Annotated in this window: 13 protein-coding genes; 4 read left to right on the top strand and 9 right to left on the bottom strand. The window is 54.6% G+C overall.

Going from position 1 to position 13401, the window contains the following annotated elements; all coding sequences use genetic code 11:
• Nucleotides 1-29 precede the first annotated feature (29 nt).
• The 3 genes from deoA to deoD all read left to right on the top strand — a co-directional run bounded on the left by deoA (nucleotide 30) and on the right by deoD (nucleotide 3435).
• Nucleotides 30-1358, top strand: a complete 1329-nt coding sequence (gene deoA, locus DUT67_RS18755) for a thymidine phosphorylase (RefSeq protein ID WP_113632105.1) — start codon at nucleotides 30-32, stop codon at nucleotides 1356-1358.
• 89 nt (nucleotides 1359-1447) lie between these two features.
• Nucleotides 1448-2671 (top strand): phosphopentomutase, encoded by a 1224-nt coding sequence (deoB, locus tag DUT67_RS18750; protein WP_113632104.1) that lies wholly within the window; start codon nucleotides 1448-1450, stop codon nucleotides 2669-2671.
• Between the two features lie 44 nt (nucleotides 2672-2715).
• The gene (gene deoD, locus DUT67_RS18745; protein ID WP_048258731.1) at nucleotides 2716-3435 is read left to right on the top strand and encodes a purine-nucleoside phosphorylase; all 720 of its coding nucleotides are present in this window, start codon (nucleotides 2716-2718) and stop codon (nucleotides 3433-3435) included.
• A gap of 53 nt (nucleotides 3436-3488) precedes the next feature.
• Here deoD and DUT67_RS18740 read toward each other — a convergent pair whose 3' ends face one another.
• The 8 genes from DUT67_RS18740 to DUT67_RS18705 all read right to left on the bottom strand — a co-directional run bounded on the left by DUT67_RS18740 (nucleotide 3489) and on the right by DUT67_RS18705 (nucleotide 11180).
• Complete coding sequence (locus DUT67_RS18740) at nucleotides 3489-5237, bottom strand: ABC transporter ATP-binding protein/permease (protein WP_113632103.1); 1749 nt, start codon at nucleotides 5235-5237, stop codon at nucleotides 3489-3491.
• Nucleotides 5238-5285: 48 nt separating this feature from the next.
• A complete protein-coding gene (locus DUT67_RS18735) occupies nucleotides 5286-7781 on the bottom strand; it encodes a TonB-dependent receptor (protein WP_113626290.1) in 2496 nt (831 codons plus the stop codon).
• Between the two features lie 146 nt (nucleotides 7782-7927).
• Entirely contained in the window at nucleotides 7928-8905 is a 978-nt protein-coding gene (locus tag DUT67_RS18730; protein ID WP_223254598.1) for a FecR domain-containing protein, read from the bottom strand.
• Complete coding sequence (locus DUT67_RS18725) at nucleotides 8902-9444, bottom strand: sigma-70 family RNA polymerase sigma factor (RefSeq protein WP_113632102.1); 543 nt, start codon at nucleotides 9442-9444, stop codon at nucleotides 8902-8904. The genes DUT67_RS18730 and DUT67_RS18725 overlap by 4 nt, the downstream gene beginning before the upstream one ends.
• Nucleotides 9445-9492: 48 nt before the next feature.
• A complete protein-coding gene (locus DUT67_RS18720) occupies nucleotides 9493-9639 on the bottom strand; it encodes a hypothetical protein (protein ID WP_189339492.1) in 147 nt (48 codons plus the stop codon).
• Nucleotides 9640-9672: 33 nt separating this feature from the next.
• Nucleotides 9673-10152 carry a discoidin domain-containing protein gene (locus DUT67_RS18715; protein ID WP_048258736.1) on the bottom strand — a complete coding sequence of 160 codons (480 nt, stop codon included), beginning with the start codon at nucleotides 10150-10152 and terminating at the stop codon, nucleotides 9673-9675.
• 202 nt (nucleotides 10153-10354) lie between these two features.
• Nucleotides 10355-10798 carry a ribosomal protein S18-alanine N-acetyltransferase gene (gene rimI / locus DUT67_RS18710; RefSeq protein WP_113632101.1) on the bottom strand — a complete coding sequence of 148 codons (444 nt, stop codon included), beginning with the start codon at nucleotides 10796-10798 and terminating at the stop codon, nucleotides 10355-10357.
• The gene (locus tag DUT67_RS18705; RefSeq protein ID WP_048258738.1) at nucleotides 10749-11180 is read right to left on the bottom strand and encodes a DNA polymerase III subunit psi; all 432 of its coding nucleotides are present in this window, start codon (nucleotides 11178-11180) and stop codon (nucleotides 10749-10751) included. Before DUT67_RS18705 ends, rimI begins: the two co-directional genes overlap by 50 nt.
• Nucleotides 11181-11339: 159 nt before the next feature.
• Here DUT67_RS18705 and rsmC point away from each other — a divergent pair, with 159 nt between their 5' ends.
• Nucleotides 11340-12386 (top strand): 16S rRNA (guanine(1207)-N(2))-methyltransferase RsmC, encoded by a 1047-nt coding sequence (gene rsmC / locus DUT67_RS18700; RefSeq protein ID WP_113632100.1) that lies wholly within the window; start codon nucleotides 11340-11342, stop codon nucleotides 12384-12386.
• Nucleotides 12387-12397: 11 nt separating this feature from the next.
• Here rsmC and DUT67_RS18695 read toward each other — a convergent pair whose 3' ends face one another.
• A complete protein-coding gene (locus DUT67_RS18695; RefSeq protein WP_113632099.1) occupies nucleotides 12398-13390 on the bottom strand; it encodes an aldo/keto reductase in 993 nt (330 codons plus the stop codon).
• Nucleotides 13391-13401: the final 11 nt, after the last annotated feature.

Raw genomic sequence — 13401 nt, 5'->3', positions numbered from 1 at the left:
CATATCAGAATTCATCAGGAGTACAGACCTTGTTTCTGATTCAAGAAATTATTCGTAAGAAGCGTGATGGAAAAACTCTGAGCGAAGAGGAAATCCGCTTCTTTATCAACGGGGTTCGTGACAACACCGTTTCTGAAGGTCAGATCGCCGCTCTGGCGATGACCATTTACTTTCACGACATGTCGATGGATGAGCGTGTGGCGCTGACGTTGGCGATGCGTGACTCCGGTACGGTGCTGAACTGGAAGAGCCTGAACCTGAACGGTCCGCTGGTGGACAAACATTCTACCGGCGGCGTAGGGGATGTCACCTCGCTCATGCTGGGGCCGATGGTCGCCGCCTGCGGGGGCTACGTCCCGATGATCTCTGGGCGTGGGCTGGGACATACTGGCGGCACGCTGGACAAGCTCGAAGCGATTCCGGGACTGGACATTTTCCCGAACGATGAAAATTTTCGTCGCATCATCCAGCAGGTTGGCGTCGCGATTATTGGGCAGACTTCATCGCTGGCTCCGGCGGATAAACGCTTTTACGCCACGCGTGACATTACTGCTACGGTCGATTCGATCCCGCTGATTACGGCATCGATTCTGGCGAAGAAGCTGGCTGAAGGGCTGGATGCGTTAGTGATGGACGTCAAAGTGGGGTCTGGGGCGTTTATGCCGACCTATGAGCTGTCCGAACAGCTGGCACAGGCGATTGTCGGTGTAGCAAATAACGCAGGATGCCGCACCAGCGCACTACTGACAGACATGAATCAGGTGCTAGCCTCCAGCGCGGGTAATGCGTTGGAAGTGCGGGAAGCCGTGCGTTTCCTGACGGGAGAGAGCCGCAATCCACGCCTGTATGATGTTACTATGGCGCTATGTGGCGAGATGCTTCTAGCGGGCGGGCTAGCAAGCTCGGCGGACGACGCGCATTCACGTTTGCAGGCCGTGTTGGATAACGGCAAAGCCGCCGACGTCTTTGGCCGCATGGTCGCCGCACAGCGTGGACCGGGCGATTTTGTCGAACACTACGATCGTTACCTGCCGGTGGCGACGTTAAGTAAGCCGGTGTTCGCGACGCGTGAAGGCATTGTGACCGCGATGGATACCCGTGCTCTGGGCATGGCGGTCGTGTCGCTGGGCGGCGGACGTCGTCAGGCCTCGGATACGATCGATTACAGTGTCGGTCTGGATAGCATGATTAGCCTGGGTGAACGCGTTGACGCGCAGCGCCCGCTGGCGGTGATCCACGCCAATACGGAAGCGCAATGGCAGCAGGCGGCGAATGAAGTCCGAGCTGCGATCCAACTGGGCGATACGGCACCAGAAAAGACTCCGATGGTCTATCGTCGGGTGAGTGCGGAAGCGTGATTGCGTAGGGTTGGCGATAGATAACCTTGAATTGATTTTCCCCTGCCGGTAGGCAGGGCGTGAGCGCATCGCTGCGCAGGAGAGAAAGAATGAAACGTGTACATATTATGATTCTCGACTCGTTCGGGATCGGCAGCAGTGCTGATGCAGAACGCTTTGGTGATGTCGGTTCGGATACACTGGGCCATATTGCTCAGGCGTGTGCGGCGGGAAAGGCGAATAAAGGGCGCAGCGGCGCGCTGCATTTGCCAAATCTGAGCCGTCTGGGTCTAGGTAAAGCCGCCGAAGCCTCAACGGGAACGTTCCCAGCAGGGCTGGATGAAAACGCAGAAATTATCGGTGCTTACGCGCACGCCAGCGAAATTTCTTCGGGTAAAGATACGCCGTCTGGTCACTGGGAAATTGCTGGTGTACCTGTCCTGTTCGACTGGGGCTATTTTAAAGATGAAGAAAACAGTTTTCCGCAGGAGCTGTTGGATAAACTGGTAAAACGCGCCAATCTGCCGGGCTATCTGGGCAACTGTCACTCTTCCGGTACGGTGATTCTGGATCAATTGGCTGAAGAACATATGAAAACGGGCAAGCCGATTTTCTACACCTCTGCGGATTCGGTGTTCCAGATTGCCTGCCATGAAGAAACTTTCGGCTTGGATAAGCTGTACGAGCTGTGTGAAATCGCCCGCGAAGAGCTGACCGAGGGGGATTACAATATCGGGCGAGTGATCGCGCGTCCGTTTATCGGTGACAAACCTGGCAACTTCGAGCGTACTGGCAACCGTCACGATCTGGCGGTTGAACCGCCAGCGCCGACCATCCTGAAAAAGCTGGTGGATGAAAAAGGCGGTGAAGTGGTTTCTGTCGGTAAAATTGCGGATATCTACGCGCAGGTCGGTATCACGAAGAAAGTGAAGGCGACCGGCATTGATGCGCTGTTTGACGCCACGCTGAAAGAAATGGATAGCGCGGGCGACAATACTATCGTGTTTACCAACTTTGTGGATTTCGACTCCGCCTATGGCCACCGCCGCGATATTCCGGGCTATGCGGCCGCGCTGGAGCTGTTCGATCGCCGTTTACCTGAGTTGATGTCCCGCGTGAAAGACGATGACATCTTGATTCTGACGGCCGACCACGGCTGTGACCCGAGCTGGCACGGCACCGATCATACCCGCGAGAACGTACCGGTGTTGATCTATGGACCAAAAGTGAAGCCGGGATCGTACGGTCACCGCGAAACCTTCGCCGATATTGGGCAGACGGTTGCAGCTTACTTTGGCCTGTCGTCTATGGACTACGGCAAATCGATACTGTAAAAACACCGTTTTTAGTGAAACTTGATTAATTAAGGAATAAACGCATGGCTACGCCACATATTAATGCAGAAATGGGTGATTTCGCTGACGTTGTACTGATGCCGGGCGACCCGCTACGCGCTAAGTTCATTGCAGAAACCTTTCTGGAAAATGCCCGCGAAGTGAACAACGTGCGTGGCATGCTGGGTTTCACCGGCACGTATAAAGGCCGTAAAATTTCGGTCATGGGTCACGGTATGGGCATCCCATCCTGCTCGATCTATGCGAAAGAACTGATCACTGAATTCGGCGTGAAGAAGATCATTCGTGTGGGTTCCTGCGGTGCGGTGCGTGAAGACGTCAAACTGCGCGACGTAGTGATCGGTATGGGCGCTTGTACGGATTCCAAAGTGAACCGTATGCGTTTCAAAGATCACGACTATGCAGCGATTGCCGATTTCGACATGGTGCGTAATGCCGTTGATGCGGCTAAAGCACGCGATGTTTCTGTGCGCGTAGGTAACATCTTCTCTGCCGATCTGTTCTACACGCCAGACCCGCAGATGTTCGACGTGATGGAAAAATACGGCATTCTGGGTGTGGAAATGGAAGCGGCCGGTATCTACGGTGTTGCGGCAGAGTTCGGTGCGAAAGCGCTGGCAATCTGTACCGTTTCTGACCACATTCGTACTGGTGCACAAACCACGTCAGAAGAGCGTCAAAACACGTTCAATGAGATGATCGAGATCGCGCTGGAATCCGTTCTGCTGGGCGATAACGAGTAACCTCATCACAGCCCGGACATCCGCTCCGGGCTGTGTTTTTCCTGTCTTCGTCTTCACATCCTTCCGTAAGAAACCTGCTGACCGTCCACCTCTGGTGACGTAATCGAACAATCGATAGCGTGGCTCCCTGATCCCTCTTTTTCCTCTGGCGCGAGTGGCGTTAACGGTATCTGATGCGTGAAACAAGCCAGCATGGCAGGCTGATGGCTGACGGCCAGAACGATGGTTTCTGGCAGCGTTATCCTGATGTGCTCTAACAGCTGAAGCGCCGCCGCATCATCGAGTTGACTAGTGGCTTCATCCAGACAAAGCAATGTCGGGCGCAACAGCAGCGCACGCGCCAGTGACAGACGTTGCTGTTCGCCGCCAGACAGCTCTCGGCCCCAGTTCGCCTTGTCATCCAAACGCGGAATCAGTGAGGCGAGTCCGGTTTGTTCTAATACCGTGGAGAGTTGTGAGCGATCGGCTAGCTGCGCCTGCGGATAACACAATACCTGACGCAACGTATCCTGCGGCAAATAGACTTTTTGCGGCAAGAATAGTGATCGACCCACCGGAAAGTGCCACTCTCCCTGCGATGCAGGCCACAGGCCTGCCAGCGCCCGCAGCAGGGTGGTTTTCCCACTGCCGCTAGCTGCGCTGAGTACCGCCCACTCGCCAGCCGGAAGCGTGAGCGTAAGCGGGGCGAAATACGGTGAACCATTCGGGCGTGCTACAGATAACGCGTTGATATGCAGAGCTTGCCCTTCATGGCGCGGCGCGTCTGGCGTCGGTAACTGCTGTAAACGGTGCTGGAATTCCCACAGCCGTTCAATTGTCGAAGACCACTGAACCAACTGACGATATGCATCGATAAACCAGCCAAAGGCATCCAACACATACCCGAAGGCGGATCGCGCCTGCATAATCGCCCCGAGGCTAATCTGGCGGGCGAGAAACAGCGGCAGGGTCGCGAAAACGGGGATAATCAGGCTGAAACGAAAATAGCTGGTGGTAAAGCTTTCTAATCGAAACTCCCTCGCCATTAAACGCTGCCAGTTTTGCACGATAGGCAGAAAGTGTTGCCGCATCCGCTGCTGTTCGGCGTCGCTGCCCTGATAAAACGCGATTTGCTCGCTGTTGTCCCGCACTCGCAGCAGCGTGGCACGGTAATCGGCCTCTGTCCGCTGGCGCTCAGTATTCAGCTTGTGCAGACGGTGTCCCAATAGGTGCGTCACGACGCTGGCTAATGACGCGTAAGCTAGCGCGATCCACACCAGATAGCCGTGTATCGTGAGGGTGTAGCCGCCCAGCGTGAAGGTATGGACGCCGGAAAGCTGCCAGAGAATGACGATGAAGGAGAAGAATCGGGCAATGTTCTTTAGCAAAGAGAGCAGGAGTTCGAGGCTTTGTTCGATCAGCAGACGAATATCTTCCGCAATGCGCTGGTCTGGATTATCCAGCCCTGAATTGAGCTGATAGTGGGCATGATTGCTCAGCCAATCCTGTTCATACTGACGCGTCATGGTATCGCGCCAGCGGATAATTAGCTGTTTCTTGAGCCAGTTTCCGCAGATGATCACCAGCACGAATAGCAGCGTGTAGGCAAGATAGCGCACGGCCATATCGTAGATTGAGGCGTGCTGAAAGTAGTCGGCCAGTGCGTCGTAAAAATCCCGGCTCCAGTTATTGTACTGCACGCTGATCCACACGACAGACAGCGTCAGGCTCATAATCAACATCAGTAGCAGCCAGAGCAGGGTTGCACGCGCGGTCAGCCAGAAAGGCGCGACCAGCGAATAAAAGCGTTTAAGAGTTTGCATAATGGATTGAGCGATAGCCTGCCAGCAAAGGCTGGCAGGCGAGTGCGCTTAGAAATTCCACTTCGCGGTTAGCATAAAATTACGTGGGTCGCCGTAATAGTTATTGCCGCTGAGGTGGCGGTTATTCAGGTTCAGGAAGTAGGTTTTATCCGTCAGGTTATTGCCTACCAGATTGAAGCTCAGATTTTTGCTGTGCTGATAACGAATATTGGCGTTAAACAGCGTGTAGCCGCCCTGATGCAAGCCATAAACCCGATTAGGGTAGGTTTGTGTTTCGGTTTGTGCCGTCATTCCCGCGCCAAGCGTCCATTGGTTCAGCTCACCTGGCAGGTTGTATGAGGTGTACAGTTTGAACATATGCTTCGGCGTGCGTGGGCTGAACTGCGCGGCCTTTTCGCTCGCGCTTCCTTCAAGGTATTTACTGTTAGTCAGGGTATAACCCGCCTGAACCTGCCAGCCTTCAGCCAGTTTCCCCGTGATATCGAACTCGACTCCTTGGCTGCGTACTTTGCCTTCGGATTGCGAGCAGCTTGTCCCGATCAGGCAAGATGAACTATCCGCGACGGCCATCGCTCGGTTCGCTTGAATGATGCGGAACAGCGCCAGCGAGGTATTCAGATCGCCATCAAAGAACTCGCCTTTCACGCCGGTTTCATAGTTGGTGCCGGTAATGGCGGGCAGCAGCTTACCGTTGCGATCTTTTTCGCTTTGCGGCTTGTAGATCTCGGCATAGCTCAGATACCAGGTGTAGTTGTCAGCAAAGTCCCACAGCAGGCCACCGTAAGGCACAAACTCATTGCTGGCATGCAGGCTGCTGAGCGAAGACGTGTTGCGAATATGGTTCGTGAAGTATTCGTCATAGCTGTAGGCGCTGTAGCGGCCGCCCAGAATCAGCTTCCAGTCATCCGCCAGTTCGAATCTGGCCGTGGCGAATGCGCCGCGCTGGTACAGATTAAAGCGGTCATTGTAGTTATTGCTGTAGAGACTCGCATTTGACCAATCTGGCTCTGCCAGCGAATTGGGCTGCCAGTTGAAGATGTTCACGGCGCTGGTGTTGTTGATACGGATGTGGTTGTTATCGAAGTTCTCTTTCTGATAATCACCGCCCACCACCAGTTCATGGTTGCGTCCTAGCAGTTCAAACGGACCGTTCAGGCTTAGGTTGTAGCCCCACTGTTCGGCCTTATTGTCGTAGCGTAGGTTATTGTTCAGCGAAGAATTTCCCGTCGCCGGGTTCACGCCGCTCGTGCCGTTCATGATTCCGATATAGCTGCTTGCCGCGCGGGAGTGGACATAATTCAGTGCGGTTTTCAGCGTCCAATCGTTATCGAACTGGTGCTCCAGTTCGACGAACGGGTTAATTTTTTCAAATTCGATGCGGTTCCAGCTTGCGCCCAGATACGTCGAACGAGGCAGATTCAGGCTGCTTTTATTGGTGGCAAATGGGACGCCATACACGTCAGGCACGCCTCGGGTCTTCTGCCAGTTGATACCGCCAGTAACGGTAGTGGACGGCGTGAGGTCGTAGGCTAGCGTACCGAACAGCACTTTTCTTTCACTGTGCTCGTAATCTTTAAAGCTTTGCTTATCCTGATAAACGCCAACGACACGGCCGCGCAGGCTGGCATCGTCGTTCAGTGGCCCAGAGACATCGAGTTCGCTGCGGTAATTATCCCAACTACCTGCGCCCACGCTGCCAGACGCCTGAAAGTTGTGAGTCGGCTGTTTGCGCACCAGATTTACGGTACCGCCGGGTTCACCATTTCCCTGCGACAGGCCAGACGCCCCGCGCAGGATTTCGACACGATCATAAATCGCCAGATCGGGAGATTCGCTTGAAGACTGCACCGCCCCCATGTTGGATACGCTGTTTTGGCTGGAAAAGTTAACGCCGTCTTCCTTGATATTATCCATCACGAAGGCGCGCGATTCGTATTTCACCTGATAGCTATTCTGATTGACCACGTTGATGCCGGTGGTTTGCTTCATAGCCTCATCCAGCGAAGTCATATTTTGATCGTTCATCTGCTGGCGCGTTACGACGCTCACCGACTGCGGTGTTTCTCGCGGTGACAGATTCAACTGTGTTGCGGTGTTCATGCTTCGCGTGGTGTAGGACTGTGTGCCTTCGGTCACGCCATTGCGGTTGACGCCTGCCACGACCAGCATTTCATCTCCTTGCGGTATTCTCTGTAAGCGCCAGACGTCGTTAGGCTGCGGAATCACCTGAAGCCCGCTCCCAGCCAGCAGCGCTGAAAATCCACCATCGACGCTGTAATTCCCTTTTAGGGACGGCCCGGTTTTTCCTGTCGCCAGTTGTGCATCGCCGACCAGATAAACGCCCGACTGGGCAGCAAACTGGTTGAGTTGCTGGTTAAGCGGCCCGGCGGGGATGGAATACGTTTTGGTTGCCGCAGCAGTTGTCGTTTCTGCCGCCGTTGCGGTGGAATGCACAAGCAGAGGTGCACCGCATAGCAACAGATGGACGGCAATCGCCAGTTTGGACGGTGTGCGCTGTGTAGAGAAAAATGGAATCAATGCCATGAAAATTCGCCTTCTGACCCAGAGTAAAAATTGGTGGTTTTACTGTGAATCGAACGACAGTGGAAAAAGGGGAACTCAAAAGAGAAAGTTTTTTGTCTGTATTCAAAAAACGGTAGCTAAAAAGGGTGACGGGTATGAGAGCAATATCAGTGTGGCTCGACGGTCACCCACCACGGAAAACGTTGATGGATACGGACCGGGAAGGCCTGCGCCAGCATGTTCAACGCCATGTCGGTATCGGTTAACGGGAAGGTGCCCATCACGCGTAAATCAGCGATGGCAGGCTGGCACGCCAAATAGCCGTGGCGATAGCGTGACAGCTGTGTCACGAGTTCTCCCAGCGGCATATTGTCCGCCTGTAGCACGCCGTGTGACCAGTCGGCATCGTTCTGCTGGTTGGGCAAGATGTCACCCTGACCGTTCGCGTTAAAACGCAGGTGATGGCCTGAATTAACCCGACGCGCGGTGGAAGCGTATGTGGCGTTGACGTCGACGGCATGCTGGTAAACGGCTAGCGTGGTCGTGTCCGATTCCTGCGCGACGCTGAATCGTGTGCCCAGTGCCTGCAAGCGCCCTTGTGCCGTGGTCACAAAGAAAGGACGGGCGTCGGCGGCGGTATCAATCAGAATACCCCCTGTCAGCAGGGCTATTTCCCTACGCTGGTCGCTGTAGCGGATATCAATCGCGCTGGCGGTGTTCAGCCATAGTCGGGTGTTGTCCGATAAGGTGAGGGATTTGATTTCTCCTACCGCACTGTGATGATCGGCCGTCATCGCCAGTAGCGAGCCTTTTAACGGCGTATGGCGGTACGTCAGCCAGGAAAGCAGCGAGCCAGTGCTAAACAGCGCGGCGAGCTTGAGTGCACGGCGGCGGCTAATGGATTTAGGTTGGTGCAGTAGCGTATTCAGTGCGGGCTGCTGACCATCGCCGCGCAGTGGTTGGAAACGCTGACTGACCATTTGTACGTATTCCCAGGCATGACGATGCTCTTCGCTTTCCTCCACCCAGCGCTGCCAGTGGTGGTAATGCTCATCGTCAGGTTCCCGATCGCACAGTTGGGCGTACCATTGCGATGCCTGCTGTAAGGCAATAAAGCTGGGTTTATTGATGCTGGGTTTACTCATGAATGAACGACCTGACCGTCCGCGTCTATCTCCGCTTCCAGCAGCACGCAGTGCAGCATGGCCTGCGCCATGTATTTTTTCACCATGCGTTCGGAAACGCCCAGTGTTTCAGCAATTTCCCGATAAGGCTGCCCTTGAACCTGCGCCATGATGAAAGCAGCACGCACCTTCTCTGGCAGCGCACGCAGCATCGCATCGACCTGATACAGGGTTTCGAGAATGATATTGCTGTCTTCCGCCGACAGCGCAACCGGCTCCGGCTGTTCGGCTAACGAGGTGAGCCAGACCCGCTCAATTTCGCGTTTACGCCAGAGATCGACGCACATGCCCTGCGCCATCACGCTCAGATAAGCTCGCGCACCGGCGTGGTTGTCGAACTGCCGTGGTTTCAGCAGCAGCCGTAAGAACACATCCTGCGCCAGATCGGCCGCGTCACACAGATTCCCCAGCCGCTTGCGCAATAGCCCTTGCAACCAGCCGTGATGCTGACAATAGAGCTGATGCATATCTGCTGAGGTATCAATATTGGCTGATGACATGTCTGGTGCCTGAAACGGAGCGATAGGAGGTCAAATTTCAGGCGCATCTTAGTTGAGAATGATTTTTATTTCAACGCTAAGGAAAATGTGGGTAACGATGAAGAAGGGGAAGGCGAGGTGCGGGGGGACAACAAGGCTGGAAAGCACCACACCCGTTAGCAACTGCTGGTGTGGTGCTTTCCACGAAATCGGCATGAACTAGCCTGAGCGCCAGACTATCCCAACCCGTTACTTAATTGCCTGAGAAGGAACCTGCGCAGCGCTGTTAAAGCTGATCTCGTTGATGGCGCTCCACTTGTTCACATCGGTGCCAAACGTATCCAGCTTAAAGAATTTTGCTTTAACGGCAGGGAAGGTGAATTTTTCACCGTCTTTGGCATTGCTGGACGTGACCAGATTGTCGGCCAGTTTTTTCCAGGCTTTACCATCGGTGGAGTAGGAAACGGAGAACTTCAGCTTGCGCTCGTCCGCTTTGAAAGGAACCAGAACAAAGTTCTCAACGGATTGTTCTTTATCCAGTTCTAACTGAACCCAGCTCTCACCATTTGCCGCCCAGCGCGTTTTTACGTCGCCGTCGGCAATATTGGCAGGCTTGTGGCCCTTGTCTGAATCATAAGCGGAGGCCGTAACCGCCGTGACTTGTACCGCGTAAGCGGAAAGAGAGAATAAACCGCACAGGAGCGTCGTGGCCAGAGTGTATTTTTTCATATTATTCCTCGTAGATAACGGATAAACCATGGCATGCCTGCAAACCAGAAACATGAAATGGAACCTTATTGTGATAAAAAAGAAACGAGGTTTTATTTATGACGATCACGTTGCGGGGATTTTTCTGTCGGGAAAAAAGGCAGAGCGGGACGGGGCGCACATTATGGCACCCGTCTTGTCGCGAGGAGTATAGATAAAGAGGTTAGCCGAGTGGCAGTGCCATGAGGATCGCGTCCTCTCGGCCTTGTGTTGCGGGATAATAATCACGGCGCACGGAGACTTCGTTAAATCCCAGGCTTTCATACAGCGCGATAGCCCGTGCGTTTGACTCGCGGACTTCCAGCCACAGCGTCACAATACCGCGCTGCTCCATCTCGTCGATCAGGTGTTCCAATAGCTGTCGGCCTAGCCCCTGACGCTGGTGGTCGGGATGCACGGCGATATTGAATAACGTTGCTTCATCCAGCACCACTTGCGTGATGGCGTAAGCGGCAAGCTGACCGTCATGGCTCAATTTCAGATTGAAATAACGTTCACCCTGATTGCTGATAAACGTTTTTTCCGTCCAGGGAAAGGCGTGGCTAGCTTGTTCAATTTTAAAGGCTTGTGCCAGATCGGCTGGCGTCAGAGAAGATATCGTGTTCATGTTCACAGATCTGTTGCCACAGCGCCCGTTTGGCGTCGGCATTTTGATAAAGTTCGGAAAGCAGAGGGCTGGAAAGCTGAACGCCCTGTAGCGCAATGGGCTCCGCGATGCCCAGCCGCCAGCTATGGCAGCGTGCATCGGCGGGCAACATCTCTATCTGCTGCGGCGTCAGGCGGTAGGCTTGCGCAGGGGTGAGCGCAAGACTGTGCAGAACGTCGGTCAGTAGCGGTTCATCATCGGCCAGCGGTTCGGCGGAGACGATCACCAGACGCACCTGATCGGGCAGACTGACGGCGATTTCGCCTTGCAGCACTGTCGGGCGACGCAGCGTCCACTGCGTAATCCCCAGTTGCTGTAGCAGCCTGTCACGTCTTGATTCCATGCGTTATCCTGTCTGGCGTGCGAGAAAATGATTCGTGCCTATGCTAACAAACCCCGCCATGCTGCGCCAACGTCGGTGCGGTTATTTCCTCTCCGCTCTGCAACTTCGAGGCCGAAGCGTATATAATCCCCCGTTCAATGATTAAGGAGCCGTAGCCCGATGTCCGCATTAACCCCCGCCAGTGAAGTCATACTGCGCCATAGTGACGAATTTCTTTCACGCCGAGTTCTGTTTGCCGGTGATTTGCAGGATACCCTGCCCGCGCAATTTGAGGCGGCGTCGGTACGTGTCCATTGCAACCAATATCACCACTGGCAACAGATGGCAAAGCCACTTGGGGATAATGCTCAATATAGTCTGGTAGCGGATGCTGAGCTGGTGGCGGATAGCGATACGCTGATTTATTACTGGCCAAAGAGCAAACAAGAAGCGGAATTCCAGTTGCGTAATCTGCTGTCACTGTTGCCGGTCGGCGCGGAGATCTTCGTTGTTGGGGAAAACCGCAGCGGGGTACGCAGCGCTGAAACTGTGCTGTCTGACTTCGTTGAACTGGTAAAAATCGACAGTGCGCGTCGCTGTGGGCTTTACCACGGTCGAATTGATAAGCAGGCCAGCTTCACACTGGATGAGTGGTGGGACGAATATGTGACGGACGGCGTGACTGTCAAAACGCTTCCGGGCGTCTTCAGTCGTGATGATCTGGATCCAGGTAGCCGACTGCTGCTGTCTACGTTTGAGCCGCATATGAAAGGCAAAGTGCTGGATATCGCCTGCGGTGCGGGCGTGCTGGCATCGGTGCTGGCGAAACAGTCGCCGAAAATCCGCCTGACGCTGAGCGATGTCAGCGCCGCAGCGGTGGAGTCCAGCAAAGCTACGCTGGCGGCGAATGCGCTGGAAGGCCGTGTGATTGCGAGTAACGTCTATTCAGATATCGATGGCCGCTTCGATGTGATCGTGTCCAATCCGCCGTTCCATGATGGCTTGCAGACTAGCCTGCAAGCCGCGGAAATGCTGATTCGTGGTGCGGTGACCCATTTACCGATTGGTGGACAGCTACGCATCGTCGCTAACGCCTTCCTGCCTTATCCGGCGCTGTTAGATGCCGCATTTGGTAGCCATGAAGTGTTGGCGCAGACCGGACGCTTCAAGGTGTATCAGGCCACCGTTGGACGCCCTCCGCGCACAGGCAAAGGCCGCCGCCGGTAATCATCATTTCCCTACTGATTAAGCGCCGCCATACTCTCCTTGCCGTAGCGTTCACCTGCTGCGGCATCGGGCGGGAAGATGGCATTAATGGCGGCCAGTTCCTCTTTCGTCAGTGTGACATCCAGCGCCGCAACGTTCTCTTCCAGATAGCGGCGGCGTTTGGTACCTGGAATCGGCACGATATGTTCGCCCTGCGCCAGTACCCACGCTAACGCCAGCTGTGATGGTGTGACCTGTTTTTCCTGCGCCAGTTGGTTAATTTTCTCTACCAACTGCAGGTTTTTTTCGAAGTTTTCCCCCGAGAAGCGTGGATTGGTGCGACGAAAATCGTCGGCAGCCAGATCGTCCGGGCTACGAATTGCGCCAGTCAGAAAGCCACGCCCGAGCGGGCTATAAGGCACAAAGCCGATGCCCAAACGCTCGCAGGTGGGCAGAATCTCGGCCTCCATATCGCGCGTCCACAGTGAATATTCGCTCTGTAACGCCGTAATCGGGTGCACGCGATGTGCACGTTCCAGCGTGGTGACGGAGGCTTCACTCAGGCCGATGTAGCGAATCTTGCCTTCTTTAACCAGCTCGGCCAGCGCACCCACCGTCTCTTCAATTGGAACCGCCGGATCAATACGGTGCTGATAGTAAAGATCGATAACGTCCGTACCGAGCCGCGTCAGGCTGCCTTCCACCGAGCGACGGATATAATCCGGTTTACCGCAGACGCCGCGAGCGTTGGGATTCGCCGGATCGCGCACGATACCGAATTTCGTCGCCAGAAAAATCTGCTCGCGCTTGCCTTTTATCGCTTTGCCTAGCAACAGTTCATTGGTGTGAGGGCCATACATATCGGCGGTATCCAGCAAGGTGACGCCCAGCTCCAGTGCGCGATGCAACGTGGCGATGGACTCTTTTTCATCCTGCGCAGTAGAGTAAAAATCACTCATTCCCATGCAGCCTAGCCCAATCGCTGAAACCTCTGGACCGTTCGCTCCTAATTTTCGCTGTTGCATTGTCATCTTCC

The organism is Pectobacterium peruviense (genome assembly GCF_003312355.2).
Classification (GTDB): domain Bacteria; phylum Pseudomonadota; class Gammaproteobacteria; order Enterobacterales; family Enterobacteriaceae; genus Pectobacterium; species Pectobacterium peruviense.
This window is presented reverse-complemented; position numbering and strand designations above follow the sequence as displayed.

Bases quoted from the DNA above. Each gene is read 5' to 3' on its own strand.
- deoB (WP_113632104.1), top strand. From the start codon at position 1,448: ATGAAACGTGTACATATTATGATTCTCGACTCGTTCGGGATCGGCAGC.
- deoD (WP_048258731.1), top strand. From the start codon at position 2,716: ATGGCTACGCCACATATTAATGCAGAAATGGGTGATTTCGCTGACGTT.
- DUT67_RS18740 (WP_113632103.1), bottom strand. From the start codon at position 5,237: ATGCAAACTCTTAAACGCTTTTATTCGCTGGTCGCGCCTTTCTGGCTG.
- DUT67_RS18735 (WP_113626290.1), bottom strand. From the start codon at position 7,781: ATGGCATTGATTCCATTTTTCTCTACACAGCGCACACCGTCCAAACTG.
- DUT67_RS18730 (WP_223254598.1), bottom strand. From the start codon at position 8,905: ATGAGTAAACCCAGCATCAATAAACCCAGCTTTATTGCCTTACAGCAG.
- DUT67_RS18725 (WP_113632102.1), bottom strand. From the start codon at position 9,444: ATGTCATCAGCCAATATTGATACCTCAGCAGATATGCATCAGCTCTAT.
- DUT67_RS18720 (WP_189339492.1), bottom strand. From the start codon at position 9,639: ATGCCGATTTCGTGGAAAGCACCACACCAGCAGTTGCTAACGGGTGTG.
- DUT67_RS18715 (WP_048258736.1), bottom strand. From the start codon at position 10,152: ATGAAAAAATACACTCTGGCCACGACGCTCCTGTGCGGTTTATTCTCT.
- rimI (WP_113632101.1), bottom strand. From the start codon at position 10,798: ATGAACACGATATCTTCTCTGACGCCAGCCGATCTGGCACAAGCCTTT.
- DUT67_RS18705 (WP_048258738.1), bottom strand. From the start codon at position 11,180: ATGGAATCAAGACGTGACAGGCTGCTACAGCAACTGGGGATTACGCAG.
- rsmC (WP_113632100.1), top strand. From the start codon at position 11,340: ATGTCCGCATTAACCCCCGCCAGTGAAGTCATACTGCGCCATAGTGAC.
- DUT67_RS18695 (WP_113632099.1), bottom strand. From the start codon at position 13,390: ATGCAACAGCGAAAATTAGGAGCGAACGGTCCAGAGGTTTCAGCGATT.